Here is a 23,765-nt window from a genome sequence, read left to right on the forward strand (position 1 = left end):
GAACCACTCGGGACACCTCGTCCGCCGCCCGGTACCGTCGGCGCAAAGATCGGCACGCGGGGCGGCGGACGGACGAGGACGAGCCCGGGACGGAGCGGCAGCGACATGAGCGGCAGCGACAGCAGCGGCGGCGGCACGAACGGCAACGTGGTGTGGCACGACAGCGGCGTGAGCCGGGCGGACCGCCCCGGGCGCGGGGCGACCGTGTGGTTCACCGGGCTGTCGGGCTCGGGCAAGTCGACCGTGTCGGTGGTGGCCGAGCGGCTGCTGGTCGAGCGCGGGATCGCGGCGTACCGGCTGGACGGCGACAACCTGCGGCTGGGGCTGAACGCGGACCTGGGCTTCGGCGAGGCGGACCGTACCGAGAACATCCGCCGGGTGTCCGAGGTGGCGCGGCTGTTCGCGGACGCCGGGGTGGTCGTGCTGGTGCCGGTGATCAGCCCGTACCGGGCGGACCGCGACCGGGCGCGCGAGCTGCACGAGAAGGACGGCCTGCCGTTCCTGGAGGTCTTCGTCGACACCCCGATCGACGAATGCGAGCGGCGCGACCCCAAGGGCCTGTACGCAAAGGCCCGGGCCGGCGAGATCCGCGACTTCACCGGCATCGACGCGCCGTACGAGGCACCGCTGAGCCCGGAGCTGCGGCTGACGCCGGAGGACGGCGACCCGGAGCAGCAGGCGGCGCGCCTGGTGGCCGAGCTGAACCGCCTGCGCGGCTGACGGCGCACCAGGGCCGAAGCCGGCACCGGGGCAGCGGCAGCGGCAGCGGCAAAGCGAATGGGAAGGGCCCCGGAGCCGGTTTCGGCTCCGGGGCCCTTCCCGTACTTGCCTCGTGACGCTACGTCAGCCGCCGGGCGGCCGGGTGGCGACCGGTCAGGCGTCGACCGTCTCGCGGGCCGGGCTGCCGTCCGGCTTGGCGCCGTCGTGGCCGAGGCCGCCGGTGGCCGCGCTGCGGCCGTGCTTCATGAAGATGGCGATGGCCAGGCCGAGGAGGCCGACCACGACCGCCATCCAGAAGCCCTGGACGTACGCGCTCTCGGTGTAGACCTGCGGGATCGCGGTGACCGTGACCTCCTTGGTCATCGGGTTGGTCACCGTCAGCTCGAACTCGTTGCGGGTGAAGATCGGCGACAGGAACGCGACGCCCACCGAGGCGCCGAACGACTGCGCGACGACCAGCATGCTGGACGCGATGCCCTGCTGCTCCTGCGGCACCGCCTCGATCATGAGGTTCGGGGCGGCCGAGTAGTACATGCCGAAGCCGAGGCCGTAGACGACACCGCAGATCAGCATGAGCTGCCAGTTGTCGTGCAGGAAGACGTACATCAGCGCGCCGGCCGACAGCAGCGACATGCCCGCGATCATCGGGGTGCGCAGACCCACGCGCTGGCCCCAGGCGCCGGCCACCGGGCCGGAGATCATGCTGCCGATCGACTGCCACACGGCCAGGTGCAGCGCCATGGCCAGCATCGAGAAGCCGAGCGCGTAGTCGAGCGAGTCGTTGAAGACGATGCCCTGCTTCACGCCCTCGAGGATCTGCGGGATCATCGCGTCCGGGGCGCCCTGCGCCTTCGCGCCGGCCTCGGTCTGCATCAGCACGCCGCCGGTGATCTGGCCCTTCAGCTCGGCCGATTCCGGGGTCTGCGCCATGAACGAGGTCAGGTAGTTCTGCACGCCGATGATCATGTTCGCCAGGAAGGCGATGGCGAGGACCGCGGCGACCTTCGGGGCGGTGAGCAGCTTCATGTCGATGAGCGGCTCGTCGACCTTCTTCTCCCACACCGTCCAGGCCGCGATGACCAGGACGCCGCCGACCGCGTAGCCCCAGGCGGTGGGCTCGGCCCAGCCCCAGTTCTCGCCCTGGCTGATGTAGAGCAGGATCATCGCGAGGCCGATGCCGAGGACGATGGCGCCGACGTAGTCGAGCTTCTGCTTGACGCGCAGCTTGCTCTCCGGCACGAACGCGATGAGCAGCGGGATCGCGACGATCATGAAGATGGCCAGGAACCAGAACAGCGAGCGCCACGAGTAGTGGTCGGTCAGCACGCCGGCCAGGATCGGCGCGAGCGCGGCGGACAGGCCGAGGCCGGTGGCCGAGATGCCGATGGCGACCGGGATGAACTTGCGGGGCATCAGGTCGCGGATGAGGCCGTAGACGATGGCCGTCATGCCGAAGGCGACCGCCTGGAGGCCGCGGCCGACCAGGAACAGCGGCCAGTTGCTGGTGGTGGCGCACAGGACGGTGCCGGCCAGGAACGCGACGCTGCAGACCAGCAGCATCTTCTTCTTGCCGTGCAGGTCCGAGAGCTTGCCGATGAGCGGGCTTATCGCGCCGCCGACGAGGCCGAGGATGACGATCATCCAGGAGATGCCCTCACCCGCGCTCGGGAAGCTGGGGGCGATCTTGGGCACCGCGGCCGAGATCATCGCGTACTGCAGCGGGACGACCTCGGAGAACAGGACGATGATCGCGAGGATCCCGAAGAGGCGTCCCTTGGAGGCGCCGTCGAGGCGTCCGGTGTCGTCGTCCGAGACCTGTCGCGAAGGTCCTGCTGGGGGTGTTGCGGTCTCAGACATGAGGGCCTGTCCGTTCTGTGCTCTGTGCTGTGCATGAACTGTGTGAAGCAGGGCGTGCACGTGACACGTGTCACCACACGGGCGCACGTGTCCGCTATTGACTACAGAGGAGGTCGGACGGGTGGTTCAGCGCTCCCCGGAGCTGCCAACCGACTCCTTATTTGGGAGTCCGGTCCGAACTGTTTGACAGTGTTTAGCATGTTGGGTCGGCTCTGTGAAGACACATCTCGGGGATACCGCGCCTTGTGTCTCATCTGTGACCACGGCCACTAGCTGACGCACCGTCAGATGAAGAGGATCACTCTCCCCGGGAGAAAGTCAAGGTCTGGACGTGATGCCGGTCATAGAGCACAATCCGGGTGCGGCCGTGCGCGCCGGTGCGGCCCACAGCCGAGGGGGACCTGTGGTAGATGCCGTACCGACCGGAGCCGAGACGGCCGCCGAGCCGGCACCTCCCGCATACGACCTGGCGGGACGCGTCGCCGTGGTCAGCGGCGGAGCCTCCGGGATCGGGTACGCCACCGCGGAAGCCCTGATCGGCGCCGGTGCGCAGGTCGTCGTCGCGGACATCGACCCGACCGCCGGCCAGAAGGCCGCGGACACCCTGGGCGCCTGGTACGCGGAGCTGGACGTGACCTCGTCCGCCGACTGGGCGCGCCTGGTCGAGAACGCCACCAAGGTCTTCGGCGGCATCGACATCGGCTTCCTCAACGCCGGCGTGGACACCGGCGGCGCGGGCCTCGACAGCCTCACCGACGCGGCGTACCGGCGCATCATGGCCATCAACGTGGACGGTGTCGTCTACGGCGCACGCGCCCTCGCGCCCGCGATCGAGCGGCGCGGAGGAGGCCGCCTGGTCGCCACGGCGTCCCTCGCCGGGCTGGTCGCACTCCCCCGCGACCCCATCTACACGGCCACCAAGCACGCAGTCGTCGGCCTGGTCCGCGCCCTTGCCCCGGAGCTGGCCGGACGCGGCATCACCATCCACGCGGTGTGCCCCGGCCTGACGGACACCCCGCTGCTGGGCGGCGCGAAGGCGTACCTGGAGGAGCAGGGCATGCCGCTGCTGACGCCCCCGGACATCGCCGCGGCGGTCCTGGGCTGCCTGCGCAGCACGGAGACCGGGCAGGCGTGGGTGGTGCAGGCAGGGCGCGAGCCGCTGATGTACAAGTTCCGCGGCGTACCGGGCCCGGCCGGCGGGGTCCGCCCGCCGAAGGACTTCCGCGACCCGGAGATCTGAGCCCGGTCCGTACCTGCTTCCGGTCCGCACCCGAGCCCGCCCTCGAGGAACCACCCCCCTTCGCCTCCCGCCTCATTGATCAACTCCCGTTCCGCAACCGGCCATTCACCGGAAGATCACCGCAGCGCTGTTGCCGGGCGCAGCCCGTCCGCTACGGTGACTTTTCCCTTTCCGACCGGCTGCTGGACAGCGAGGGGCGCATGACGCAAGAGCACGGGGGCTCGTCGGCGACCGGCGGTCCGGACGGCGGCGAGGGCGAGCGCGACGCGGTACGCATGGAGCTCCAGCGGTTGCGCGAGGCTGTCGAGGCGGTCGCCCGCAGTGCGGAACGGCACGCCCGGGTGGCCGAGTTGCTGCACGACGAGAACCAACGGCTGCGCCGCGGCGAGGCAGAGGCCTTCTTCGCGGCCGCGCGCCTGGGCCTGATCCGGCACTACGACCAGCTCAACCGGCAGGCCAGGAAGGCTGGTTCACGCGAGGACACGTTCGTGGCGGAGCTGCTGGCGCGCTTCGCCGCCGATGCGGTGGACCTACTGGAACGCCTCGGCGTGTCCCGCATCGGCACCGCGCCGGGGGATCGCTTCGACGAAGAGGTGCACCAGCCGAGCACCATCGTCCCGCCGTACGAGGCGGCGCCGGACGGCACGGTGGTGGAGATCATCGGCGCGGGCTTCACCGTGGCCGGCACCAGCAGGGTCCTGAAAAAAGCCGAAGTCGTCCTGGCCCGCACCGGCGAGACCTCCCCGGCGCCCGCAACCCCGAACGCTCCTGCCGCGCCCACTGCGCAAGTCTGACGGCGGACACCGCCACGAGAGGGGCCGGCTCCCGGGGTACGCCGGACCAGACTGCTCGCGATTCCCCCTCATTCTGGTCAACTCCCCATCCGCCTCGGTAGTTTCCTCGACGCCAGATGTCCGACGCCCGGCCATGGGGGGTTCAGTGGGACGCAAGGAGTGCGACGGCTTCGTCCGCACACTGAAAGGCCGGACGCTGTGTTTCACCGGCGCCGTGCTCGTCGACGGCGTCCGGACGGTCCGCCGGGACTGCGTGACGCTGGCCGAAGCACGCGGCGCCGCCACCCGGGCGGACTACTCCGGGGCGGTTTCGGTCGTGGTCCACGGGGACCTGGCGAGCAAGGCCGTGACCGACACCGACCGGGGCTACAGCCGGACGCTGGTCCGGGTCGCGGCGGAGCGCGATCGGGGCTTCCACGTATGCGTCGTGGACGCCGCCGGGTTCAGCAACCTGATCCGGCGGAAGTCGGCGCGGTGCCTCGAACTGCGCAGGGCCGACGGCGGCAGGCGGGTCCTGGTCCTGCCCCACAGCGGTGACGGAATCCTGGGCGGGCCGCTCCGTCCCCGCAGGACAGGCAGCCGCCAGGAAGCGGTGCGCATGGTCGATCTCGACCTGCTGGACCGCGGCACGGCAGCGCACGAAGCCACGATCGCCGCGCTCATCGCCCACCTCGCCGGCCGGGGCATCAAGGCGTGCACACACGACCGCAACGCACCCCGCTTCGACATCGGCTGGGCACACGACGACGAGGTCTTCATCGGCGAAGTCAAGAGTCTGAGCGGAACCGGCGAGGACCAACAGATCCGGCTCGGCATCGGCCAAATCCTCGACTACGCGCATCAGGCGCAGGCGGCCGGCACCGCAAGCTGCGTCACCCCTGTGCTGGTCCTGGAGAAACAGCCCGCATCCTCCAGGTGGATCCCGCTCGCCGCCGCCCACGGCATTCTGCTGACTTGGGCACCGGAGTTCGTCGGCTGCTGAGCGACCCGCGGCCGTTCCCGGCCCGCCCCTCGATCGCGAGCCGGTACCACTGCCTATCACTCCTTGGAGTGGTATCTCGAAAATGCCATGCCTCGCTGCCACTTCGGGGGTTGAATGGGCGGCTCATTGCCTCCCAGTCCATTCCCCGAGGAGAGGCGGACCTTCCATGAAGATCGGCGATCAAGTCGCGGCCGGCACCGACATCGAGAGTTGGAGCAAGCCGTACGTCCCCCGTGACGCGGCCGGGGTGGTGACCGACGTCGGGTTCCGCGGCGTGTCGGTCGCGTTCACGGTGCCCGGCCTGCTGGGCGGCACCCGACAGGTCACTGTCACGGTACGGCCGGAGCAGCTCATCCCCCTGTGAGCCGCCCCCGGCACACCACCGCACAACGCGTCACCGCACAGAGCTCACCTGCGCAGCACACGGCCGCGCCGCCCCCTACTGCGCGGCCAGCTTCCTCCAGTCCGCTGCCACCGCGGCCCAGCGCTCCACGTTGCCGGGCGTCTTCCACGTCCCCACCGCCGAGTAGGCGACCAGCCGGTCCGCGGCGCCCCGGTAGCGGGTGGCGAGTGCGTCCGCGAGGCCGTCCCAGTGGGCCGTGACGGTGAGCGCGTCGAGCACCTCGTCGGTGATGGCCGCGGCCATGCCGTCGCGGTCCTTTCCGGCGAACAGCCGGTTCAGGCGCGGCTGGAGGTCGTCCCAGCCGTGCGTCTCGAACACCTTCGCGTACCCCGGTGTGGAGCCGTAGAAGGCCAGGCGCAGGCGCAGCTTGGCGCGCTCCGCGTCGATTTCGGCGTCGGTGTCGCCGGCCGCGGTCATCACCGGGACGACGAGGGCGATCGCGCCCGGGTCGCGTCCGGCCCGGGCCGCGCCCTCGGCGATGTGCGGGCGGACGACCTCGTCGAGGTAGCGGATGCTGTGCAGCGGGTGGACGTGCAGGCCGTCGCCGACCTCGCCGATCATGCGCAGCATCCACGGGTTGACGCCGGCCAGGTAGATCTCCGGGTCGGGCAGTTCGGTCGGCCCCGGCGACCACTCCGGGGTCATGAGCGAGAAGTTGTAGAACTCGCCCTGGTAGCGCAGGCGTTCCTCGCCACGGAAGGACCGCCAGATGGCCCGGACGGCTTCCACGTACTCGCGCAGCCGCGGGCCGGGGCGGTCGAACTCGGCGGAGTAGCGGCGTTCCACGTGCGCCCGCACCTGGGTGCCGAGGCCGAGGATGAACCGGCCGCCGGTGGCCTCCTGGAGTTCGCGGGCGGCGGCCGCGGCGATCATCGGGCTGCGCGCGAACGCGACCGCGATGCCGGTGCCGACGGTGAGCGACTCGGTGCCCAGCGCGGCGGCGGTCGCGGCGCCGAAGGACGTACGGCCGCCTTCGGTGAGCCAGAGGCCGTCGAATCCGGCGCGCTCGGCGGCCCCGGCGGTGGCGGCGGTCTCGCGCAGGCCCTGGCCTGCGGCCATGACGTCGAGCGGGGGGAGGGTCACGGCTGCTCCGCTTCTCGTTCCGACTGCTGATCCCGGACGCGTTCCGCATCCGGTTCCCGTTCCGGGACGCGCTCCGCGTCCCACGCACGTTTCGCGTCCAGCGCACGTTCCGCGTCCAGGACGCGATCCCACTCTTCCGAGACGCGCCCTGTCCACTCCGGCACCCGCCGTTCGGCCCACGCGCGCGGGCCTTCCTTGGCGTCCGGACTGCCCATCAGCAGCCGGTGGTACGCGGTCTCCAGCGCCTCGACGCGGTCCGGCCCGGGGCTGTCGAGCCACAGCAGGCGCTTGCTGAGCGCGGCGGAGAGCGGGTTGACGTTGTCCGCGATGTCGCGGGCCGCGGCCAGCGCCGCGGGCAGCACCTCGTCGGCGGGCAGCGCCCGCGAGGCCAGGCCGAGCGCGACCGCCTCGGTGCCGAGGAAGGTACGGCCGGTCAGCAGGATGTCGGCGGCCACCGCCTGCGATGCGGCACGTGTCACCGTCCAGTGCGACCGGGCGTCCGGCACCATGCCGCGGCGCACCTGCGGGATGGCGAGTTTCGCGTCGGCCGCGACGAACCGCAGGTCGCATTCCATGGCGAGGGTGAACCCGATGCCGATGGCATGCCCGTTGACGGCGGCGATGACGGGTTTGCGCAGCCGCCACGCGGGCGGGTCGACCGGCGAGGCGGTGAACTCCCGGGCACGCTTGGGCGCATCGAAGGCGCCTGCCGCGGGGGTCAGGTCGGCACCCGCGCAGAATGCCCGGCCGGCGCCGGTCAGGACGACCGCCCGGACCCTGTCGTCCGCGTCGCATCGGGCATACGCTGCTCCGAGCGCGACTCCCATCCCGCCCGAGAAGACGTTGAGCCGCTCGGGGCGGTCCAGTGTGACGACGGCGACACCGGCGGAGATGTCGACACGGACCGGCGGCCCGGCCGCGGGTTCCTCGGCTTGTGTGCTCACCCGGCGACGCTAAGCAGCACTCTTGACCGTGTCAAGCGACGGTTATACGTTGACCAGGCTCCCGCACCACGCTCTGAGGAGAACTGCTTCATGACCAGCCCGTTCAGCTACGAAGGCAAGCGCGTCGTCGTCACCGGCGGCTTCTCCGGCGTAGGCGCCGCCCTCGTCGAACTGCTGGCCGACCTGGGTGCGGCGCACATCACGGTCCTGGACGTCAAGGAGCCGACCGGTTCGGCGCAGAAGTTCATCCAGACCGACCTGAACGACCCGGCCTCGGTCGACGCCGCGATCGCCGCGATCACCGAAGACGGCCCGCTGGACGTCCTGTTCAACAACGCGGGCGTGGCGGGCACGCTGCCGGCGCCGGTCGTGTTCGGCGTCAACTACCTCGGCCTGCGCCGCCTCACCGAGGCGCTGGTGGACAACGGCACGCTGCAGGCCGGCGGCGCGATCGTCAACACCGCGTCCATCGCCGGCTTCGGCTGGGGCCCGCACCTCGAGGACATCAAGGCGCTCATCGCGATCGAGGACTGGGACGCCGCGCAGGCCGAGCTGGCCTCCCGCGAGGTCGAGGCGTACTCCTACTCCAAGGAGATCGTGCAGGTCTACACGATGCACTACGCGCGCACCGCGGCCGCCAAGAACCTGCGCGTCAACAGCATCTGCCCGTCGCCGATCGACACCCCGCTGCTGCCGGACTTCCGCAAGACGATGTCCGACAAGGTCATCGATTGGAACGTCTCGCAGGGCAACGGCCGCCTGGCCACCGGCCTGGACGTCGCGCTGGGCCTGGCGTTCCTGGGCGCGGACGCCTCGGCGTTCATCAACGGCGTGAACATCAACCTGGACGGCGGCTTCAACGCCGGTCTGACGGTCGGCAACATCGACTTCTCCGGCCTCGCGTAGTCCGCACGCGCGTTTCATAGGAACGCAGTTCGGCCCGGTGGCCCGCCACCGGGCCGTTCGGCTTTCCCCGCGCCCCGCGCCCCGCACTTCGCATGCAGCACCCGGCCCGGGCGCCCTACTCCGGCCGCCGGATCCAGGGCACCGGCGGCCGCTGGATGAACCAGTCCGCCGGGGTGAGCGGCCGTGTCACCGAGAACTCCTCGGGCTGCACGTCGTGCCGGATCCGCTCGTCGGGCAGGCCGCCGACCGCGGTGAGCCATTCGCGCGCGGCGCGCACCATGCCGGGCGGACCGGCGAGGTACGCCTCGGCCTCCGGCCCAGGGAAGTGCCGCTCCAGCGCGGTCGGGACTTCCTCCCCGGCCCGTGCGCCGTTCGGCAGGATCGCCCAGGCCTCCAGCTTCGGGCAGCGGTACAGCAGGTGCTCGACGGCCTCCGCGTCGTAGACGTCGTCGCCGTCCCGGGCGATCAGCAGCAGGGTGGCCGCGCGGTCCGGCCGGGTGACTTCGTACTCCTCGACGAGCGCCTTGACCGCGCCCCAGCCCGTGCCGCCGGCCGCGAACAGCAGCGGCCGGTCGCTGCCTTCGATGAGCGTGGCGGCCCCCATGGCCTTGCCGATGCGCAGCGTGTCGCCCACGCGGATGCCGTCGACGAGCCGCTCGGACACCGCGCCGCCGGGTATTCGGCGCACGTGCAGGTCGACCGTGCCGTCCTTGCGCGGTGCGTTGCCGATGGAGAACTGCCGCCACACGTTGAGGACTTCGGGGTCGTGCAGGGCAACGCTCAGGTACTGCCCGGGGACGTACGGGTACTCCGGGTCGATCCGCACCGTGAGCACCGCGACGCTCGGCACCGGGCGGGTGCGGGCGACCACCTCGCCGCGCCACTCCGCGGGTTCGCCGTCGTCCTCGGCCTGCTGCGCGGCGGCGATCATCACGTCCGAGATGACCGTGTACGCGGCCAGCCAGGACGTCTCGACCTCCTCGCTCCACGCATCGCCGGAGAAGTACTTCAGGGTCGCGACCAGACTGGCGCCGACCGCCGGGTAGTGCGCGGCGAGGGCGCCGAAGCGGCGGTGGTCGGCGCCCAGCTTCTGCAGGAACGGGACCAGCACGTCCGGCTCGTCGACATGCGTCACGGCCGCGGTCAGGGCACCGAACAGCCGGTCGCGCTGCTCCTGCATGTCGGCCGGGAACAGGCCGCGGACGCCGGGGTGCTCGCGGAACAAATGGGCGTAGAAGTACTTCGCCATCCGGTCGCCGCGGCGCTCGACTATGGCGAAACTCTGGCGCAGGACGCGCGGATCGAGAGTCACAGCGGGCGATGCTACGGGATGATCGCGCGCGGCAAACAACCGTGGAGTTGCACGGTTGGCGACGATCCTCCGCCGATTGGTCCAGACCACAGTAAACCAGACGGAACCATATGGAAGACGGACGCAAACCGGCCCGGTCTCGTCGAGACCGGGCCGGAATCACGTTCGGCAGCACGGGAGTACGGCTTGCGCCGCAGTCGGAGCGCCGCCGCCCGGGCGGATCGGACCCGGCCCGCCGGTACGTCGGAGCCGGCGTCCGATCGCGGAAATCCCGCGCAAATTGGACGGCGTCAGGCAGGGGCCGACGCGCCAGACAGGGGCCGACACGTCCGAACAGGCTCCGACGCGCCGGACCGCGGCGTCAGGCCGACTCGTCCTCGACGGTGCTGTGCAGCTCGGTGGTCGCCATGTCCTCGACGAAGCGGTTGAGCAGCACCGCGAACGCGGCGCGGTCGTCCTCGCTCCACTTCTGCAGCATCTCGCTCAGGTGCTGGTCCATGACGGAGCTGAGCCGGCGCCGCACCGCATCGCCGCGCGGGGTCAGCGAGACCAGGCTGACGCGGCCGTCGTCCGGGCTCGGCGAGCGCTTCACGTAGCCCTCGCGCTCCAACTGGCCCACCTGGCGCGCGGTGGCACCCGGGTCCATGTTGGTCAGCCGCGCCAGCTCCCCCATCGGCAGCGGCCCGGCCTTCTTGACGCGGCGCAGGAGGACGTACGCGGGCTGCGAGATGGTGGCCCCGGCGACCGCTGCCTGCTGCGCGTAGACTCGGCGGCTGGCGTGACGGCGCAGGAGGGCTTCCAGCGCCCGCTGGATCGCCTCGACATTGTCGGTGGAGTTCACGGCGCCATCGTACCAGTACTTGACTTCGTCAATTTATTAATCCGATTTCCGGATCGTGACACCGGGCGGGGTGAATCCGGGCGGCCGTCTCGGTCCCGACGGAGGAAACGAGACCGAGACGGCCTGTCGGTGACGGTACGCGGGATGCTGCATTCCCGTCCGGCGTACCGAAATTCCGGGGCCGTTCCGAACTATCTCCGAACTATGGCAGTGACCAGCCGTTCAGACAATGGCAACCGGGTTGATGGGACTCCCCGTTGCACCGGTCACCGGCAGCGGTGTCACGGTGAGCAGACACGCGTACGTGCCCGCCTCGGCCATGCCGGCCGCCAGGTCGGACAGCCACAGGTGCTCCATCAGCGGCACGCCCAGCTCCACGAGGAGCGCGATGTGCACCGACAGGAAGACGTTGTCGTCGAACGGGATGACCTCGATCGCGCTGTTGTCCGACCCCACCGCGGCGATGTCGTGCTCGCGGATGAAGGACACCGCGTCGAGCCCGAGTCCGGCCTGCGCGAACGGCACTTCGCGGCCCGCCGACGTCTCGGCCCGGAAGTTGTCCAGGTGCCCGGTGCGCACCAGCAGCGCATCGCCGGCCCGTACCTCGACGCCCTGCGCCGCGGCGCATCCTTCCAGGTCGGCGCGGGTGATGGTGTAACCCGGCTCGAGGAACGCGACGTCCTTGAAGCGCGGCAGGTCGAGCAGCACCGCGCGGGCCGCGAACGCCCCGATCTTCTCGATGCCGCAGCGCGCCGCACCGGTGTGGGTGCGGAAGGTCGAGGCGTCGAAGCCGTTGTAGAACTTGCCGCGGTGCTGCACGTGGCACAGCGCGTCCATGTGCGTGATGCTGTGCGACGCGATCACCAGGACGTCCTCGTTCGCCCCGACCTCCGTGCCGCCGGGGAAGTCGTCGAACATGTTGTCCGTCTGGCTGGTGAGGGTCAGCCGCTGGGGCGCGCCGCGGTAGTCGAAGATCGGCGCGCCCTCCCGCTGGATGGGCAGCCCGAGCGCATAGGCCTGGCCGGTGCGCACTTCGTGCGCGGCCGCCGCGACGCCTTTCGCATCGATCAGATTGAGCGTGCCGCGTTCGTCCTCGGGGCCCCAGCGGCCCCAGTTGCCGACCGCGGTCTCCGCCTGCTCTGCCATGGGCTCTCCCCGAGCTCGGATGGAACGAGTGGAACGTGCCGGACCGGCATAACCTGCTGACGAAAACCGGTTTTCAGAATGCGAGCACGCCGCGCGCGATGCGGCCGTTGTGCATGTCGTCGAGAACGTCGAGGAATCCGTCCGACGGATACACCTTGGAGACCAGCGCGTCCAGGTCGAACTTCCCCTGCCGGTAAAGCTCGACAATGGCCCGGATGTCCTCGTGCGGGCGCACGCCGCCGGCCCGGGTGCCGAGGATGCCGCGGTCGCACTGCAGCAGGTTCGCGATCCGGATGTTGGCGGTCGCGGTCTGCGAGGGCTGGCCCACCGCGATGAGCGTGCCGCCCCAGTCGAGCGCCTCCAGCGCGTTCTCCAGGACCGCGGGGTGCCCGGTGCACTCGAAGATCCAGTCCACGCCGCCCGCGCCGAACGTGCCGACCTTCTGGGTGGGGCTGTACGGGAAGAGGGTGCGGATCTCGTCCGCGACGTCCACGTCCTTGCCGGCCTGCACGAAGTCGGTGGCGCCGAACTGCCGGGCCAGGTCGAACTTGCCGGGCACGGTGTCGACGCCGACCACGCGGCCGGCGCCCTTGAGGCGCAGCGCCTGGACCGCGGACAGGCCCACGCCGCCCAGGCCGATCACCGCGGCGGTCTGGCCGGGCAGGATGTTGGCCCGGTTGAGCACCGCGCCGGCGCCGGTCACCACGCCGCACGGGACCAGGCACGCGGAGGTGAGCGGCACGTCCTCCGGGATGGTCACGCACTGGATTTCCTTGACCAGGGTCAACTCGGCGTACGTCGAGGCACCCGCGAAGTTCCACACCGGCTCGCCGTTCAGCGAGAACGGCGTGCTGCGGTTGCCGAGCGTCTGGCGGCAGCGGTTGGGGTGCCCGGTCTGGCAGTACCGGCACATGCCGCACGCCGCGATGGTGGTGATGACGACGTGGTCGCCGGGCTTGACCGCGGTCACGCCCGCGCCGATCTTCTCGACGATGCCGGCGCCCTCGTGGCCGAGAACCGCGGGGGCGGGCCACTCGATGACGCCCTCCAGCACACTGACGTCGCTGTGGCAGACGCCGGTCGCCGCGATCCGCACCAGGACCTCGCCGGCCTCCGGGTCCCGGATCTCGACGTCGTCCCGGGTCTCGACACCGTTGGCCGTGTGCAGGATCGCGCGCATGTAGTTCTCCTCGTGTGCTCTTCGGCGGCCGGGCCCCGGGGTCCCATCGGTCCGGCCGGTGCGGCTGAACCTGGTGATCCGGGGTGACCGGCTCCGATTTAGCCACTGGCCTCTGCAAGGGTCAAGGGCGGTCGGGGATGCGTTTGCCTGCGCTTTCGCCTCCGGCGGGGGCTGCGGGCGGTGGACCGGGGGCAGGTCAGCGGCCGGTCGGCTTCCTGGCGGCTCCCGGTCGGCGTCCCGACGGTCTCCCGCGGGTTCTGCGGCGCGATGTCCGCCGGTTCCTCGCCGCTCCTCCGCCGAGATTGAGATTGAGGGCGTACTTCATCGCGCACTCAGCCGATTCTCAGAATCCCGCCCGACGCTCTTGCCCATGGACACGACACCGAAGACCCCCGGCCAGGAACCGTTCCCGCCGCGCCCCGAGGGTGTCCCGGACGTAGCCGGCCCCACCCCGGCACAGGCCCACTCCGCCGCTCCCGCTCCCCTTCCCGCTGCCGGTGCCGGTGCTGCTCCCGCTCCCGCGCCCGTTCCCGGGCAGGACGCCGCGTCGCACGCTCCGTCGCTTGGCACCCCGCCGACCGGCAACCCCTTCACCGGCTACCTGTCCGCCCCGGACGGGTCCGCCGCCACCGCGGTACTCCCGGCCGTGGCCCCGATGCCGTCGGCGGCATCCGACGGCCCCGCCCGCGCCCCGCGCAAGCGCCGCGCCCTCGCCGTCGTCGTCGCGGCCGCGCTGGCCGCCGGACTGGTCGGCGGCGCGGCGGGCGGCTGGATCGGTACCGAGGCGGGCGGCTCGTCGAAGCCCGACGCGTACGTCTCAGGCGCGGCCCCCGTGACCTCGGTTGCGGACAAGAACCTCACCGGCATCTCGGCGGTCGCCGCCGCGGTGCTGCCCAGCGTCGTCGAGATCGGCGTCCGGACCCGCAGCGGCGAGGGCACCGGCTCCGGCATCGTCCTGAGTGCGGACGGCAAGATCCTCACCAACGCGCATGTGGTCGACGGCGCCACCGACGGCACGATCACCATCACGTTCAACGACGGCCGCACCGCGAAGGCCACCGTCCTCGGCAGCGACAGCGCCAGCGACTTGGCCGTCCTCAAGGTGGACGGCGTCGACAACCTGAAGCCCGCCACGCTCGGCGACTCGGACAGCGTCGCGGTCGGCGACCCGGTGGTCGCCATCGGCTCGCCGGAGGGCCTGACCGGCACGGTGACGTCCGGCATCGTCAGTGCGCTGAACCGCGAGGTGACCGTGCCGGACGAGCAGCAGGACCCGCGCGGGCTGCCGTTCGGCACGTCCGGCACGTCCGGCAGCTCCGGCTCCGGCTCTGATTCCGCCGCGCAGGGCACCAAGTACAAGGCGATCCAGACCGACGCGTCGATCAACCCCGGCAACTCCGGCGGCCCGCTCGTCGACATGAACGGGCGCGTGATCGGCATCAACTCGGCCATCTACTCCCCCACCTCGGGCGCACTCGGCACCGATGCGGGCAGCGTCGGCCTCGGCTTCGCCATCCCGATCAACCAGGTCAAGGCCCTGCTGAGCAACCTCGAGTCCGGCACGGCGGCATAAGCGGGGGCGACACAAGGCCCCGCGTCCGGCGTGAATCGTCCGCGGCGCACGAACGGCGTGGGAGCGTGGCCGCGGGCGGTGCCCGTGCGCACGGCAGACCATGAACAGACCGATGAGCAGAACGATGAGGAGAACAGCAGCCCGATGAGCAGTCCCGCGTCCGCAAGCGCCCGCATCCTCGTCGTCGACGACGAGCCCGCGGTGCGCGAAGCGCTGGAGAGCAGCCTCCGGTACGAGGGCTACGCGGTGTCGCTGGCCCCCGACGGCCTCGCGGCGCTGGAGGCTCTGGAGCGGGAGGCCACTCCCGACCTGGTGATCCTCGACGTCCTGATGCCGCGGATGGACGGGCTGACCGCGGCACGGCGCATGCGTGCGCGGGGCGAGACCGTACCGATCCTGATGCTCACCGCGCGCGACGCGGTCGGCGACCGCGTCACGGGCCTGGACGCGGGCGCCGACGACTACCTCGTCAAGCCGTTCGAACTCGACGAACTCTTCGCCCGGGTAAGGGCGCTGCTGCGGCGTAGCACGATGCTGTCCGGAGCCAACGGCGATGCCGCAGACGACGACGGCACCCTCGAATTCGCTGACTTGCGGATGGACACCCGCTCCCGCGAGGTGACCCGGGCAGGTACGTCCATCGAGCTGACGCGTACCGAGTACACGCTGCTGGAGCTGCTGCTCTCGCACCCGAGGCAGGTCCTCACCCGCGAGCAAATCCTGCACAACGTCTGGGGCTTCGACTTCGAGCCGTCGTCGAACTCCCTGGACGTGTACGTGATGTACCTGCGCCGCAAGACCGAGGCGGGCGGCATGCCGCGCCTGGTCCACACGGTCCGCGGCGTGGGCTACGTCCTCCGCGCCCCCGAGGGGTCCTGATGCGTCGCCTCACGCTCCGCGCCCGTTTGGCCCTGCTGACCGGCGTCGCGGTCGCCCTCGCCGTGGCCGCGGCGTCCTTGGTGTGCTGGTTCTTGACGCGGGATCAGTTGATCTCCCAGATGGACGAATCACTCAGGCGAGGGCCGGTCATGCGCCTCGACCCGCCGCCCGGCACCACTCTCACCTGTGAGGACATCGAGATGCCCTCGATGTCGCCGCGCTTCATGGGAGAACCACGGCCGATACTGGAATCAGTGCAAATCGTCACGCCGGCCGGCGAGGCGTGCACACAGCCGGACGCATCGCCGTTCCCGGCTTCTTCAGGCGACATCAAGGTGGCGCAAGGAAAGGAACCGGAGACCTTTCACAACGCCACCGCCGAAGACGGCACGCACCTCCGTGTCTTCACCCGTCCCATCCTCAACAGGTCGGGGTCGACAGTCGGTGCGTCCTCGGTCGCCCGCCCTCTCACCGAAATCGACAACTCGCTCGAGAACCTGGCGATCCTCCTGGCGATCGTGTCCGGAGTCGGCGTCATCGGCGCAGGCACCGCCGGCCTCCTCGTCGCCCGCGCCGCCCTCAAGCCGGTCGATCGCCTCACCGACGCCGTCGAGCACGTCGCCCGCACCGAGGACTTGGACACCGTCATCCCCGTCGACGGCAAGGACGAAATCGCCCGCCTCGGAGCCTCCTTCAACTCCATGACCGGAGCCCTCAAAGCCTCCCGTGAGCGCCAACAGCGCCTCATCGCCGACGCCGGCCACGAGCTCCGTACACCTCTCACCAGTCTGCGTACCAACACCGACCTGCTCCTCCTCAGCGAGGAGCAGGGCCGCCCGCTTCCCACAGACGACAAGAAGCGCCTGCTGCGCAATGTCCGCGGGCAACTCCGGGAACTCTCCGGCCTCGTCGGCGACCTACTCGAACTCGCCCGCCCCGACCGCGTACGAAACACCCGCCCCGAAGGCATCGCCGCCCTCCACACCGCCACCGAACAGGCCGTCGAACGCGCCAAACTCCGCAGCCACGACGTCACGTTCGCCGTCGACCTGACCCCTTGGTACGTCCGCGGCGAGGAACAGGAACTTGAACGCGCCGTCCTGAACCTCCTCGACAACGCCATCAAGTTCGGCCCCGCCGACGGCACCATCGAGGTCCGCCTAACCGACGGCCAACTCACCGTCCGCGACCACGGCCCCGGCATCGACCCGGCCGACGCCCCGTACGTCTTCGAACGCTTCTGGCGCTCCGACACAGCACGCGCCCTCCCCGGTTCCGGTCTGGGCCTCGCCATCGTCGCCCGCACAGTCGCCGAAAGTGGAGGAACCGTAGCCCTCGAACCAGCCGAAGGCGGCGGCACCCTCGTACGAATGCGCCTCCCCGGTACCCGCACCGCCCCAGGCCCCTGAGCGCTCTACGCTAGGAGATTGTCCACCTACGGAGAGTGGTCACCAATATAGGGGTACAGTTTATAGAAGTGTAGTTCTATAAACTGTCGAGGTGCGGCGTGCGCAAGCCCGTGGAGATGTTCGACCGTGATTTCGAGTGGTCCGCGCTGACCCGGTTCATCACGGACCCCCAGCCCGGCGCAACGCTCGGCGTCGTGTCCGGACGACGCCGGCAGGGGAAGACCTTCCTGCTCGAAGCAGCATGCCGAGCAGCCGGTGGTTTCTACTTCGGGGCGACCGAAGGGGCCGACGCAGAATCCCTGCGGCGGATCAGCGCCGCGTTGACCGAGCACGTCCGACCGGCAAGCCCGTTCCATTTCGCGAACTGGGCCGAAGCCATCGACGCGCTGCTTGCCCTCGGTACCGAGCACTCGGTACCTGTGGTGATCGACGAGTTCCCCTACCTCGCCCGAGCAAATTCCGAGCTCCCGTCCGTCATCCAGGAGGCGCTGCGCCCGCTTCGGGACCAGCGTGCGGCGTCACGCACTCGCCTTCTCTTGTGCGGCTCGGCGCTGTCGTTCATGGGAAGCCTGCTCTCCGGCAACGCACCGCTCCGCGGCCGGGCCGGTCTGGAATTGATCGTCCGTCCCTTGGACCATCGCCTAGCCGCCGACTTCTGGGGCATCACCGACCCCCACCTCGCTCTCAAGGTCAATGCAGTCGTGGGCGGAACTCCCGCGTACCGCCGGGAATTCGCCCGCAACGACAGCCCGGACGGCCCCGACGACTTCGATAGCTGGATCGTCCGTACGGTGCTGAACCCCGAGACCCCGCTGTTCCGGGAAGCGCGGTATCTGCTGGCCGAGGAGCCCGAACTGCGCGACACCGGGCTGTACCTGTCGGTCTTGGCCGCCGTCGCCGACGGCAACGCCACGCGCGGTGGGATGGCCGGCTACTTGGAGCGCAAAGCGACCGACATCGCGCACCCGATCAACGTGCTCGAGGATGCGGGCCTGTTGCACCGCGACGCGGATGTCTTCCGTGACAACCGTCCGACGTACCGTATCGCCGAGCCCCTGATCGGCTTCTACCACGCCATCATGCGCCCGGTCTGGGACCAGTTGGAACGTCCCGGCAGTGCAGCGCGGGTCTGGCGAGCCAGCCGCCACCGCTTCACCAGCAACGTCCTGGGGCCGCACTTCGAACAGGTTTGCCGGGACTGGACGCTCCACCACGCAGACCCCGAACTGCTGGGCGGCCTGCCCGCGCGCGTAGGGCACGGAGTCGTCCACGACGCGACTACCCGGACCGGCCACGAGGTCGACGTCGCGGCCGTCGGTATCGCGGACGGCACCAAACCACCGCTCCTCGCCATCGGCGAAGCAAAATGGAACGACACGATCGGCATCGCGCACATCGAGCGGCTGCAGCACATCCGCGACCTCGTCACCGCGGCGGGTCGCTACGACACGTCTGGCACACGCTTGCTCTGCTTCAGCGGAGCCGGATTCAACGCCAAGGCCCAAGCGGCAGCCGAGGCCTCGCCCGACATCCACCTGATCGACCTGCCGACGCTCTACCGTCCGTCGTAGGTCGTGGCCGGGCAGGAGTATCACCCCGCACGAAGCGCGTCCTTCGCCGCCGGCGTTCAACGCCGGCCACGGTTGACCTCACGAGCGCGAGGATTCCCCGACTGCCGCGCGGTACTCGTCGACGCCTCGGGGGCTCCACGCCTACCAGAACGGGCGTACGCGAGAGGCAAGGCCCCTGCCGAGGATGCGGCAGGGGCCGGACGCGCTTGACTCGGGTTCTACACAGACCGTCCGGCGGTACGCACGAACCGCGCCCAGTCGGAGCGACGGACCATGAGCATGGGCCCGCCTTCATGCTTGGAGTCGCGGACGTGGATCGCCGCTTCTCTGACGGCGACCTCGACGCAGTCGTCGCCCTGGCTGCCGCTGTAGCTGGACTTGAACCAGGTCAGTTCAGCCATGATCGAGTCCCTCGGCGCCGTGGAGGAACCGCGCCCAATTGCCCGGGCGGACCAGGAGCACGGGCCCTTCAGCCACCTTGGAATCCCGAATGTGAACAGCCTGCGCCGTGATCGCGATCTCTACGCAACTGTCGCCCTGCGTACCGCTGTAGCTGGACTTGAACCAGTCTCGGCGCGTCATGCCCGAGCATCCCCGCGCTCGGCCGATGCCACGAATCGCGCCCAGTCTGCGCGATCGAGCGTGAGCGCTGGCCCGGCCGTCGTCTTGGAATCCCGTACGTGAACGGCTTGCTCAGTCACAGCCACCTCCACGCAGCTGTCCCCTTGGCTTCCGCTGTAGCTGGACTTGAACCAGGAGAGTTCCGACGTACTCATAGTTCTCCTCGCAGTCGCTCCAGCAGGTCCCGCGAGTCATCAGGGTTCAGGGCCTGCGAGCGCAGTGTGTCATAGCGCTGATGCAGGAGGCTTACCTCTTTCAAGTCAGCGATGAGTCGCCCGTTCTGCTGCCCCTCGGCATAAGCCAGGCGCCTTCCGTCGGGGGTTTGGAGCAGTTGCAGCGGGCCGTCCAAGCACGCGTGGAGTCCGGCCTCGATCGGCACGACCTGCAACGTCACATTGCGGGGCCTGCTGTGCTCCAGAACAAGACTGAGCATCTCCCGCATCGCGTCCGGGTCGCCGAACCTGCGGCGCAGGACGGCTTCCTCCACGATGAAGCTGAACGGCACGTGCGGGCGTTCGGTCATCATCCGCTGGCGTTCAAGTCGCGCAGCGACTTGCGCGTCCAATTGGGCGTCCGTCAAGAGCGGAATAGTGCCCTCGAATACCGCCCTCGCGTACGCCTCCGACTGCAACAGGCCTGGCACCAGCCTGCATTCGTACGTGTAGAGGCTGACTGCGATGCGCTCCAAGCGGGCCCAGCGGCGGAACCACGCTGCCAGGCCCGGGTCGCTGCGGGTCAGGTGCTTCGCGGCCTTGCGGAGCGCTCCCGTGTTGCCGAGCAGCGGTTCCGCGCGGTCGATGAGCGAGCTGTCCGGCATCCGCCGACCCAGTTCCACCGATTCGATCGTGTGCTTCGAGAAGCGCACCTTCTCGGCGAATGCCGCCCGACTGAATCCCGCGTGCTCGCGCAGCGCTTGGAGCACTGCTCCGAACGTCCGCAGGCTGTCCGAGGGATCGGGTTCCCGTTCCCATCCGAGATCTTCTTCCGTCACGTCGCCGCGCTCGTCGTCGGTCATGTGCGGCCCCTCCTGTGCAACGTGCGTGCGATGGGTCCCCCGTTGTCCAACGCAACAGACTGGCCGGAAAGCATGCGTACCGTCTACGGATTGCACCCGTACGCTCACCCACCGTACGAAGCGAGTCGCTCGCCGACGGCACTCAAAACCGGCCACGGTTGACTCCATGAGCGCGACGATTCCCCAACTGCCGCCCGCCGCAGATACATTCGCCCAGGTGCTGACCGCCACCCCACGCGGGGCCCGCCTCGCCCGGCTTCTCGCCATTGAGCAGTTTCAAGCCTGGCGGCTGCCGCCCGACATCGCCGAGCGCGGCGAGACCATCGTGGCGGAGTTGGCCGCGAACGCGGTGCTGCACGGAGCCGCCGGCGACTGGGACTTCCGGCTCGTTCTCCGCCTCGGTTCCCCGACGCGAACTGTGCGCATCGAGGTCGCGGATCCGCACAGCTCAGATCTGTCCCTTCCCACGCAACTGCCAGGCATCGAGGCCGAGTCCGGCCGCGGACTCCTCATCGTCTCTGCCCTGGCCGACCGCTGGGGCGCTTCTCCGTACCTCTCGGCCGGCAAGACCGTCTGGGCAGAACTCGATGAGCCTTCGACGGCGGCGACGGTGCCGCGTAGGGCGGGCCGCGGCCGTCGGTGAGGACGACCTCCGCGCCGACGGTGAGGCGGCGACGGTGCCTGTTCAGGGCAGTTCTGCCGTCATCCGCGCGCGGGGCATCCGGCGCCAAGCGGATATCGCGGTCGGCCACCGCAGACCTAGTGTAAAAACACCATCCGCGTGCAAACCCGCAGGCCACGGCGTTCTGTGGATCGAGCGCGCCCCTTCCCGTCCTCGAGGTGTCATTTGCGCAAGAAGATCGCCAGCATGCTCGTCACCCTGGCCGCCACGGTCGGCGCCGGCGTTGCGATGGCGGCCCCGGCCGAAGCCGCGCCCGCGCCCGTGTGCCAATCCAGTGCCAGGAACTTCGACCTGCCCAATCGCGGCGACGTCAAGATCACCATCACCCTGTGCATCCAGCGGCAGGGCGCCTATCTACGGCACACGGCCAAGGTCCAGGCGTACAGCTGGGACTCCGGGCGCAGCGCGCCGGCGTTCAATTCCTTCCTGTTCGACATGTACGGCGAACGGGTGGATCGGCGCATGACACAGAAGACGTGGAACGTCCGCACGGCCAGCTACCCGAACAGCACCGACACGTTCGAGTACACGACGTACGGCCCGACGCGAGGCAGCTGGTCCACCGACGGGTCCGTCTACGCCGACATCGCCAACGACGGCAAGGGCCCCGTGCTCTGGCCGCTCCACGGGTCACCGCTCGTAAGCTGAGTCCCGGGCACTTCACACGGTGGCGTCGCGCGAAGCCGCGACGCCACCGTGTGGCATGTACGGGCCCATCCCGAAAGCGGATGTCAAGGTTGCTTCGCTGTGGTGTCGTCCGAGGCTGCGGGCTCGCTTGCCTCGGGATGCCGTGAATCGGTCTCGGGGGTGGTGGACGTGGAATCCGAGGGAACGTGGTGCGTCCTGATCGAGCAGGATGATGACATCGGCGACGTGGACGGGGTAGGTGGCTTCGACGTCTACCGCTGGAAGCTTGTCGCCGAGCATGAGGCACGGGACGAAGAGCACGCCGTCGCCTGGGCGGAAGAGCTCCTGCAGACCCACCTTCCGAGTCGACGTTTCAGACATGGCTTGTGGTCACATTCCCGACGCATCTACCAACTGGGCGAGCGTTCCTGGCTGGTGGCCATCCAGGACGGCACGCACACACGGCATTTCCGCCTCTGCGTGGCCAAGCTGGTCCGCACCACCTCGTTCGTCCCCCCGAAACGGGTCGTTCCGCCTCCGCCGGAGAAGCGTCGGCGTCGATTCTTCGGCTGAGCAGGTGCCGGTGTTGCCAGTGGCCGCCGGGCGAGGACATGACAGTGACTGGGGCGGACGCGCGTGAACGCATTTAGTAGTACGCATGCTTGGGCTGACGGTGTGTGGCCCATGCTGGCGGAAGAGGAGCGCAGGCGGTGGGACTTCAGCCCACTGATCGAAGTGGGTCCGTTGCGGTTCGGGATGACCCGTGCCGAGGTGCAGGACGCATTGGGTGAATGGCCCACGTGCAGCAGCCCGGACCATGACAGCTTTCGGCTCCTTGACCGGCCGCTGCCCGGGGATGGGGTGACTGCGTACTACCGTGCAGTTTCCCCGGAAAACGCGGCCACCGGCCCGACTGGTCACGGCCTTCGGCGCGCTGACGTCGACGAGCTCGCGGGAGTCGCGGTGGACGCCTGTCTCGGGCCACAGGTCACCTGGGATGGGCTGGAGTTGATCGGACGGACCCCTTCGACAACCGTTGTGTCGTTCTTCGCCAAGGTGGACGGGCTCGGACTGGGCGACACGGTCTATCAGACCGCTACCCGAGACTTCGGTTCCGCGGGCGTCGGACTCATGGTGCGCGCCCAGCGTGCGGGAGACATCATGCTGACCCGCGCTGTGTTTGTGGGCCCTGCTTGGAGCGAGTATCTGTGTGATTCCGAGGGGCCGTTGCCGCGTCGGGAGTGGCTGGCGTACTGACACACGGCAGTGCCTTGAAGGCATGGCCCGCAGCGCCCGACAGCGGTCGCATCGCTGCACGACACGAGCGGTTCTCCTGCGTGCGGGGCCGCGTTGAGCCGGTGGTGTGACGGTGTGGCGGCTCGGGCGGTGGAGACGTGCCGCAGTGCGGCCCTCGTCGTTGGATCTCTGCATGACTGCATCTCGTCTTGGCCGTGCCGGCCTGTCCTTGGCTGCCGCCGTCGTGTTCAGCGTCGGCGTCGGCGCCTACACCCCGGCGTCCGCCGCGACCGTGACCCTGACCAACGCCGACAGCGGGAAGACCGTCCTGGTCCCCGTGGGCGACACCGTCAAGGTCACCCTCACCCCGAAGCAGGCCCAGGGCCTCAAGTGGACCTGGCGTGTTCCCTCGGCCTCCGATTCCGGCGTGCTGGAGCGCACCGCCGGCAGTACGTCCCCGAACGGCGGTGCCACCGCGGTCTTCAAGGTCCAGGAGCCCGGAACGAGCGCCATCACCGCGCAGGGGGTCTGCAAGCCCGTCGCGTCGGGTGCCGAGTGCCCGTCCACCACCAGGACGTGGAAGGTCAGCATCGAGGTCGACTAGGACCTACCTTGAATACGGCGCTCGACGGCGGCGCGTGAGCAGTAGGCGTCGCGGTGCGGGTGGGGGGGGGGGGGGGGGGGGGGGGGGGGGGGCCCCCCCCCCCCCCACCCCCCCCCCCCCCGCCCCCCGCGCCCCCCCTC

The 23,765-nt window shown here is 69.9% G+C and carries 26 protein-coding genes; 15 read left to right on the forward strand and 11 right to left on the reverse strand.

Translation table 11 applies throughout. The features are described 5' to 3' along the window. Nucleotides 1-105: 105 nt before the first annotated feature. Nucleotides 106-720: an adenylyl-sulfate kinase gene (gene cysC / locus LZ495_RS02545; protein ID WP_268822185.1), complete on the forward strand. Its 615-nt coding sequence runs from the start codon at nucleotides 106-108 to the stop codon at nucleotides 718-720. 153 nt (nucleotides 721-873) lie between these two features. Here cysC and LZ495_RS02550 read toward each other — a convergent pair whose 3' ends face one another. Further along, nucleotides 874-2,577 (reverse strand): MFS transporter, encoded by a 1,704-nt coding sequence (locus LZ495_RS02550; RefSeq protein ID WP_235050162.1) that lies wholly within the window; start codon nucleotides 2,575-2,577, stop codon nucleotides 874-876. 403 nt (nucleotides 2,578-2,980) lie between these two features. Here LZ495_RS02550 and LZ495_RS02555 point away from each other — a divergent pair, with 403 nt between their 5' ends. The 4 genes from LZ495_RS02555 (at nucleotide 2,981) to LZ495_RS02570 (ending at nucleotide 5,957) form a co-directional block, all read left to right on the forward strand. Continuing rightward, nucleotides 2,981-3,817, forward strand: coding sequence for an SDR family oxidoreductase (locus LZ495_RS02555; RefSeq protein WP_235050163.1), 837 nt, complete (start codon nucleotides 2,981-2,983; stop codon nucleotides 3,815-3,817). A 200-nt stretch (nucleotides 3,818-4,017) separates the two neighbouring features. Then, nucleotides 4,018-4,611, forward strand: coding sequence for a nucleotide exchange factor GrpE (grpE, locus tag LZ495_RS02560; RefSeq protein WP_235050164.1), 594 nt, complete (start codon nucleotides 4,018-4,020; stop codon nucleotides 4,609-4,611). A 145-nt stretch (nucleotides 4,612-4,756) separates the two neighbouring features. Further along, entirely contained in the window at nucleotides 4,757-5,593 is an 837-nt protein-coding gene (locus LZ495_RS02565) for a hypothetical protein (protein WP_235050165.1), read from the forward strand. Between the two features lie 166 nt (nucleotides 5,594-5,759). Then, a complete protein-coding gene (locus tag LZ495_RS02570) occupies nucleotides 5,760-5,957 on the forward strand; it encodes a hypothetical protein (protein ID WP_235050166.1) in 198 nt (65 codons plus the stop codon). A 75-nt stretch (nucleotides 5,958-6,032) separates the two neighbouring features. Here LZ495_RS02570 and LZ495_RS02575 read toward each other — a convergent pair whose 3' ends face one another. Both LZ495_RS02575 and LZ495_RS02580 read right to left on the reverse strand, forming a co-directional pair. After that, nucleotides 6,033-7,079 (reverse strand): TIGR03617 family F420-dependent LLM class oxidoreductase, encoded by a 1,047-nt coding sequence (locus LZ495_RS02575; protein ID WP_235050167.1) that lies wholly within the window; start codon nucleotides 7,077-7,079, stop codon nucleotides 6,033-6,035. Further along, nucleotides 7,076-8,023 carry an enoyl-CoA hydratase/isomerase family protein gene (locus LZ495_RS02580; protein ID WP_235050168.1) on the reverse strand — a complete coding sequence of 316 codons (948 nt, stop codon included), beginning with the start codon at nucleotides 8,021-8,023 and terminating at the stop codon, nucleotides 7,076-7,078. The genes LZ495_RS02575 and LZ495_RS02580 overlap by 4 nt, the downstream gene beginning before the upstream one ends. A gap of 90 nt (nucleotides 8,024-8,113) precedes the next feature. Here LZ495_RS02580 and LZ495_RS02585 point away from each other — a divergent pair, with 90 nt between their 5' ends. Continuing rightward, the gene (locus tag LZ495_RS02585; RefSeq protein WP_235050169.1) at nucleotides 8,114-8,929 is read left to right on the forward strand and encodes an SDR family oxidoreductase; all 816 of its coding nucleotides are present in this window, start codon (nucleotides 8,114-8,116) and stop codon (nucleotides 8,927-8,929) included. Between the two features lie 115 nt (nucleotides 8,930-9,044). On the opposite strand, the gene LZ495_RS02590 is transcribed toward LZ495_RS02585, so the two are convergent. The 4 genes from LZ495_RS02590 to LZ495_RS02605 all read right to left on the reverse strand — a co-directional run bounded on the left by LZ495_RS02590 (nucleotide 9,045) and on the right by LZ495_RS02605 (nucleotide 13,408). Then, on the reverse strand, nucleotides 9,045-10,241 hold the full coding sequence (locus LZ495_RS02590) for a globin domain-containing protein (RefSeq protein ID WP_235050170.1): 1,197 nt from the start codon (nucleotides 10,239-10,241) through the stop codon (nucleotides 9,045-9,047). 361 nt (nucleotides 10,242-10,602) lie between these two features. After that, entirely contained in the window at nucleotides 10,603-11,082 is a 480-nt protein-coding gene (locus LZ495_RS02595; protein WP_235050171.1) for a MarR family winged helix-turn-helix transcriptional regulator, read from the reverse strand. Nucleotides 11,083-11,304: 222 nt separating this feature from the next. Further along, nucleotides 11,305-12,228: a cyclase family protein gene (locus tag LZ495_RS02600; protein ID WP_235050172.1), complete on the reverse strand. Its 924-nt coding sequence runs from the start codon at nucleotides 12,226-12,228 to the stop codon at nucleotides 11,305-11,307. 73 nt (nucleotides 12,229-12,301) lie between these two features. Beyond that, complete coding sequence (locus LZ495_RS02605) at nucleotides 12,302-13,408, reverse strand: alcohol dehydrogenase catalytic domain-containing protein (RefSeq protein ID WP_235050173.1); 1,107 nt, start codon at nucleotides 13,406-13,408, stop codon at nucleotides 12,302-12,304. A 370-nt stretch (nucleotides 13,409-13,778) separates the two neighbouring features. On the opposite strand from LZ495_RS02605, the gene LZ495_RS02610 reads away from it, so the two are divergent. From LZ495_RS02610 to LZ495_RS02625, 4 genes are all read left to right on the forward strand, one after another. Next, the gene (locus tag LZ495_RS02610) at nucleotides 13,779-14,981 is read left to right on the forward strand and encodes a S1C family serine protease (RefSeq protein ID WP_284701849.1); all 1,203 of its coding nucleotides are present in this window, start codon (nucleotides 13,779-13,781) and stop codon (nucleotides 14,979-14,981) included. Nucleotides 14,982-15,125: 144 nt separating this feature from the next. Then, complete coding sequence (locus LZ495_RS02615; protein ID WP_235050174.1) at nucleotides 15,126-15,860, forward strand: response regulator transcription factor; 735 nt, start codon at nucleotides 15,126-15,128, stop codon at nucleotides 15,858-15,860. After that, complete coding sequence (locus tag LZ495_RS02620) at nucleotides 15,860-17,269, forward strand: sensor histidine kinase (RefSeq protein ID WP_235050175.1); 1,410 nt, start codon at nucleotides 15,860-15,862, stop codon at nucleotides 17,267-17,269. The genes LZ495_RS02615 and LZ495_RS02620 overlap by 1 nt, the downstream gene beginning before the upstream one ends. A gap of 98 nt (nucleotides 17,270-17,367) precedes the next feature. Further along, complete coding sequence (locus LZ495_RS02625; RefSeq protein ID WP_235050176.1) at nucleotides 17,368-18,840, forward strand: AAA family ATPase; 1,473 nt, start codon at nucleotides 17,368-17,370, stop codon at nucleotides 18,838-18,840. 218 nt (nucleotides 18,841-19,058) lie between these two features. Here the strand turns inward: LZ495_RS02625 and LZ495_RS02630 are convergent, their stop codons facing one another. Genes LZ495_RS02630 through LZ495_RS02645 form a run of 4 tightly spaced genes read right to left on the reverse strand, consistent with a single transcriptional unit; the run spans nucleotide 19,059 to nucleotide 20,476 of the window. Beyond that, nucleotides 19,059-19,241: a DUF397 domain-containing protein gene (locus tag LZ495_RS02630; RefSeq protein ID WP_235050177.1), complete on the reverse strand. Its 183-nt coding sequence runs from the start codon at nucleotides 19,239-19,241 to the stop codon at nucleotides 19,059-19,061. Next, nucleotides 19,234-19,422 (reverse strand): DUF397 domain-containing protein, encoded by a 189-nt coding sequence (locus LZ495_RS02635; protein ID WP_235050178.1) that lies wholly within the window; start codon nucleotides 19,420-19,422, stop codon nucleotides 19,234-19,236. The genes LZ495_RS02630 and LZ495_RS02635 overlap by 8 nt, the downstream gene beginning before the upstream one ends. Next, nucleotides 19,419-19,616, reverse strand: a complete 198-nt coding sequence (locus LZ495_RS02640; RefSeq protein WP_235050179.1) for a DUF397 domain-containing protein — start codon at nucleotides 19,614-19,616, stop codon at nucleotides 19,419-19,421. Before LZ495_RS02640 ends, LZ495_RS02635 begins: the two co-directional genes overlap by 4 nt. Further along, nucleotides 19,613-20,476 carry a helix-turn-helix domain-containing protein gene (locus tag LZ495_RS02645; RefSeq protein ID WP_235050180.1) on the reverse strand — a complete coding sequence of 288 codons (864 nt, stop codon included), beginning with the start codon at nucleotides 20,474-20,476 and terminating at the stop codon, nucleotides 19,613-19,615. The genes LZ495_RS02640 and LZ495_RS02645 overlap by 4 nt, the downstream gene beginning before the upstream one ends. Nucleotides 20,477-20,642: 166 nt before the next feature. On the opposite strand from LZ495_RS02645, the gene LZ495_RS02650 reads away from it, so the two are divergent. From LZ495_RS02650 to LZ495_RS02670, 5 genes are all read left to right on the forward strand, one after another. Continuing rightward, a complete protein-coding gene (locus tag LZ495_RS02650) occupies nucleotides 20,643-21,119 on the forward strand; it encodes an ATP-binding protein (RefSeq protein ID WP_235050181.1) in 477 nt (158 codons plus the stop codon). 204 nt (nucleotides 21,120-21,323) lie between these two features. Beyond that, complete coding sequence (locus tag LZ495_RS02655; RefSeq protein ID WP_235050182.1) at nucleotides 21,324-21,806, forward strand: hypothetical protein; 483 nt, start codon at nucleotides 21,324-21,326, stop codon at nucleotides 21,804-21,806. A 99-nt stretch (nucleotides 21,807-21,905) separates the two neighbouring features. After that, nucleotides 21,906-22,358 carry a hypothetical protein gene (locus LZ495_RS02660; RefSeq protein WP_235050183.1) on the forward strand — a complete coding sequence of 151 codons (453 nt, stop codon included), beginning with the start codon at nucleotides 21,906-21,908 and terminating at the stop codon, nucleotides 22,356-22,358. A 111-nt stretch (nucleotides 22,359-22,469) separates the two neighbouring features. Continuing rightward, nucleotides 22,470-23,042 (forward strand): hypothetical protein, encoded by a 573-nt coding sequence (locus LZ495_RS02665; protein WP_235050184.1) that lies wholly within the window; start codon nucleotides 22,470-22,472, stop codon nucleotides 23,040-23,042. A gap of 172 nt (nucleotides 23,043-23,214) precedes the next feature. Continuing rightward, nucleotides 23,215-23,625 carry a hypothetical protein gene (locus LZ495_RS02670; RefSeq protein WP_235050185.1) on the forward strand — a complete coding sequence of 137 codons (411 nt, stop codon included), beginning with the start codon at nucleotides 23,215-23,217 and terminating at the stop codon, nucleotides 23,623-23,625. The last annotated feature ends 140 nt before the right edge of the window (nucleotides 23,626-23,765 follow it).

The sequence above is a fragment of the Yinghuangia soli genome (genome assembly GCF_021502675.1).
In the GTDB taxonomy this organism is placed as follows: Bacteria; Actinomycetota; Actinomycetes; order Streptomycetales; family Streptomycetaceae; genus Yinghuangia; species Yinghuangia soli.

Excerpts from the sequence above, each read along its gene's own strand:
- LZ495_RS02550 (WP_235050162.1), bottom strand. The coding sequence starts at position 2,577 with ATGTCTGAGACCGCAACACCCCCAGCAGGACCTTCGCGACAGGTCTCG.
- LZ495_RS02620 (WP_235050175.1), top strand. The coding sequence starts at position 15,860 with ATGCGTCGCCTCACGCTCCGCGCCCGTTTGGCCCTGCTGACCGGCGTC.
- LZ495_RS02670 (WP_235050185.1), top strand. The coding sequence starts at position 23,215 with ATGACTGCATCTCGTCTTGGCCGTGCCGGCCTGTCCTTGGCTGCCGCC.
- grpE (WP_235050164.1), top strand. The coding sequence starts at position 4,018 with ATGACGCAAGAGCACGGGGGCTCGTCGGCGACCGGCGGTCCGGACGGC.
- LZ495_RS02570 (WP_235050166.1), top strand. The coding sequence starts at position 5,760 with ATGAAGATCGGCGATCAAGTCGCGGCCGGCACCGACATCGAGAGTTGG.
- LZ495_RS02605 (WP_235050173.1), bottom strand. The coding sequence starts at position 13,408 with ATGCGCGCGATCCTGCACACGGCCAACGGTGTCGAGACCCGGGACGAC.
- LZ495_RS02650 (WP_235050181.1), top strand. The coding sequence starts at position 20,643 with ATGAGCGCGACGATTCCCCAACTGCCGCCCGCCGCAGATACATTCGCC.
- LZ495_RS02640 (WP_235050179.1), bottom strand. The coding sequence starts at position 19,616 with ATGAGTACGTCGGAACTCTCCTGGTTCAAGTCCAGCTACAGCGGAAGC.
- LZ495_RS02645 (WP_235050180.1), bottom strand. The coding sequence starts at position 20,476 with ATGACCGACGACGAGCGCGGCGACGTGACGGAAGAAGATCTCGGATGG.
- LZ495_RS02630 (WP_235050177.1), bottom strand. The coding sequence starts at position 19,241 with ATGGCTGAACTGACCTGGTTCAAGTCCAGCTACAGCGGCAGCCAGGGC.
- LZ495_RS02635 (WP_235050178.1), bottom strand. The coding sequence starts at position 19,422 with ATGACGCGCCGAGACTGGTTCAAGTCCAGCTACAGCGGTACGCAGGGC.
- LZ495_RS02585 (WP_235050169.1), top strand. The coding sequence starts at position 8,114 with ATGACCAGCCCGTTCAGCTACGAAGGCAAGCGCGTCGTCGTCACCGGC.
- LZ495_RS02615 (WP_235050174.1), top strand. The coding sequence starts at position 15,126 with ATGAGCAGTCCCGCGTCCGCAAGCGCCCGCATCCTCGTCGTCGACGAC.
- LZ495_RS02665 (WP_235050184.1), top strand. The coding sequence starts at position 22,470 with ATGCTGGCGGAAGAGGAGCGCAGGCGGTGGGACTTCAGCCCACTGATC.
- cysC (WP_268822185.1), top strand. The coding sequence starts at position 106 with ATGAGCGGCAGCGACAGCAGCGGCGGCGGCACGAACGGCAACGTGGTG.
- LZ495_RS02610 (WP_284701849.1), top strand. The coding sequence starts at position 13,779 with ATGGACACGACACCGAAGACCCCCGGCCAGGAACCGTTCCCGCCGCGC.
- LZ495_RS02600 (WP_235050172.1), bottom strand. The coding sequence starts at position 12,228 with ATGGCAGAGCAGGCGGAGACCGCGGTCGGCAACTGGGGCCGCTGGGGC.